Genomic DNA, 2,266 nt, shown 5'->3' on the forward strand with positions numbered 1-2,266 from the left:
CCAGCGTGCTCAGCACGCTGGAGCACCTCGAAGCGCTGGGGATCCGCGACCACTGGCTGGAAGAAGTGGCGAAACGGATCGGGTCGTGATCTTCTTTCGTTGTTTGACCATGATCTTTCCGAAAAACGGTTCCACTTTTTGCTTCGCTGACCTTCGGTTCGGGATCATGGTCCGGGCTGCATCCTGAAAATCTGCTTTCCGAGATCGGCGCGATCCAGGCTGTTTGCCACGGCGAGCTCGAACTGCGCCAGCGGATGGATGCCGCCGACAGAGATATGGAAATCGGGTTGGCCGAAGATGTCAACAATCTCGCGCAACACCGGACGGTCGGCTTCGACAGGCGGCGAAAAGAAGTAGCGGTAGATATTTGCCCTGATCTCGACGCCGCTCAGCAGCACGTCGAAATTGTGCAGTTCGAAACGCTCGCTGCTCATGCCGCCATTGATGACCATCTGCCCGCCCATCGCGAGGGTGCGGATCAATTCGCCACTGGCGGGTCCGCCGACATTGTCGATGATCCCGTTCAACCCGGCGCCGCCGGTCATGTCCATGACCGCTTCCCTGATGCCGACCTTCAAATCCGACAGATCGAGGGTGGCGGTGGCACCAAGCCGCTTCAGGTCCAGCCTGTCGTGAGAGCGTCGCACGAGCGCGATCACGTTGATGCCGCGCCGTTTGGCGAACTGCATCACCATCGTCGAAACCGATGAATAGCCGGCCGTGACGGCCAGCCACTGTCCAGGCTGCACACGGGAATCCGCCAGCAGGTCCCAGGCGGTGATGGAGTTCACCATCTGTCCGGCGCGTTCGAGCGGATAGTCCGCCGGTAGCGGGATCAGCCATTCGGCCGGAACGGCCGCATATTCGGCCCAGCTATTGTAGTGGCTGAACGCGACAAGCGTGCCCGGTTTCAAAGCGACGTTCGCGCCCACGGCATCGATAATGCCGGCGCCATGGTTTCCGGCGATCTGGTGGGGAAAATGCGGCTTCTTCGGTTCGGGATAGAGGTTCTGGATGAACAGGAAGTCGCCAGGGTTGACCGAGGCGGAAACCATCCTGACCAGCACCTCGCCGTCGCCAATTCGCGGCATGGGTACGTCGTGCAGATAGAGCACGTCCTGCGGCGAGCCGATTGCGTCAAACACGATTGCTTTCATCTCGGCCTCCAATAGCGGGCGATCTGGTCGGCCGTCGCCGCGACACTTGTCGAAATGTTCGAGCTGGTGAACACCATTCGCGGCGCGCCGGCGATTTCCTTCGAATTCGTGGCGCGGCAGGCCGACGCCGCGACGACGCCCGGAATTTCCTTTCACACCAGACGCGAACCCTCGCATCGCATGGACCTGCTGGTCCTGCTGGCCATGCCCGGCATGCAAATCCCGGAGCTTGTTGCCGCGCTGGAGGAAGAGAGCCGCCACGCCGCGCCGCTTATCGCAAGCGCGCAACGCGACGGCGCCATCATCGCCGCGCATTGCGGGGCCGGTTACTTCCTGGCAGACGCCGGTCTTCTCGACAGAAAGCGCGCGACGATCTCCTGGTGGCTGAAGACCGATGCTCAGCGCCGCTTTCCGAAGGTGCGTTGGGACGCGTCACGTGTGCTGATCGGGGACGGACGGATCTACACTTGCGGCGGCGGTTTTTCAGGCTTGGAGCTCGGCAAGGCGCTTCTGCGGGATCTTGGTTTCGCCAGGGAGGAGCGCCTGGTCCACAAATTGCTGGTGCTGCCGCCGTCGCGGCAGATCCAGACGCCCTACGAGTTCCCGCTCACCGATCTGCTGCCCACGCAAGAGCCGTTCCGCGACCAGCTCGAAGCCTTATCCAGAAAACAGCTCGGAGCGCTCGACCTTGCCTTCCTTGGAGCGCAACTCGGCCTGTCGCCGCGAACGCTGGCGCGCCGGTTTTCCGATGAATTGCACACCACTCCTGGCCGATGGATTCAAGACCGGCGCCTTGAGGCCGCGAAAACACTTCTTGAAAGCACCAAACTCGGCATTTCGGAAATATGTTACCAGGTCGGATACCGGGATACGGCCTCATTCAGCCGGCTTTTCAACCGCGTGGTCGGACTGCCGCCTGGTGAATACCGGCGCCAAAGCCAGTAGACATTTGGAGCGCGGCGAGTCGCGCCTTTGTGAAGCGCTGGTCCATCGGAAACGACAGCCGGGCCTTTGACCTCGGCGCGGTGAGACCTAGTTAAGCCCGGGCTTTTCGCCCGCTCCTTTCCATTCCCCACGGAGATCAGTCTTGCAGAAACGTCGTCTCGGTC

The 2,266-nt window shown here is 61.6% G+C and carries 2 protein-coding genes and 1 pseudogene; 2 read left to right on the plus strand and 1 reads right to left on the minus strand.

What is annotated here, in order from left to right; translation table 11 throughout:
* Positions 1–89, plus strand: a pseudogene (locus tag EOA86_RS40800) (gamma-glutamylcyclotransferase); the annotation flags it as partial.
* A 75-nt stretch (positions 90–164) separates the two neighbouring features.
* On the opposite strand, the gene EOA86_RS31405 reads toward EOA86_RS40800, so the two are convergent.
* On the minus strand, positions 165–1,157 hold the full coding sequence (locus tag EOA86_RS31405) for a zinc-binding dehydrogenase (protein WP_164892173.1): 993 nt from the start codon (positions 1,155–1,157) through the stop codon (positions 165–167).
* A gap of 54 nt (positions 1,158–1,211) precedes the next feature.
* Between EOA86_RS31405 and EOA86_RS31410 the strand changes: the two genes are divergently transcribed.
* Entirely contained in the window at positions 1,212–2,102 is an 891-nt protein-coding gene (locus tag EOA86_RS31410; protein ID WP_128345159.1) for a helix-turn-helix domain-containing protein, read from the plus strand.
* The last annotated feature ends 164 nt before the right edge of the window (positions 2,103–2,266 follow it).

The organism is Mesorhizobium sp. M5C.F.Ca.IN.020.32.2.1 (assembly GCF_004023105.1).
Taxonomy (GTDB): Bacteria; Pseudomonadota; Alphaproteobacteria; order Rhizobiales; family Rhizobiaceae; genus Mesorhizobium; species Mesorhizobium wenxiniae.

What these genes read in the sequence shown, in the direction of transcription:
- EOA86_RS31405 (WP_164892173.1), bottom strand. Translation starts at nt 1,157, where the DNA reads ATGAAAGCAATCGTGTTTGACGCAATCGGCTCGCCGCAGGACGTGCTC.
- EOA86_RS31410 (WP_128345159.1), top strand. Translation starts at nt 1,212, where the DNA reads ATGTTCGAGCTGGTGAACACCATTCGCGGCGCGCCGGCGATTTCCTTC.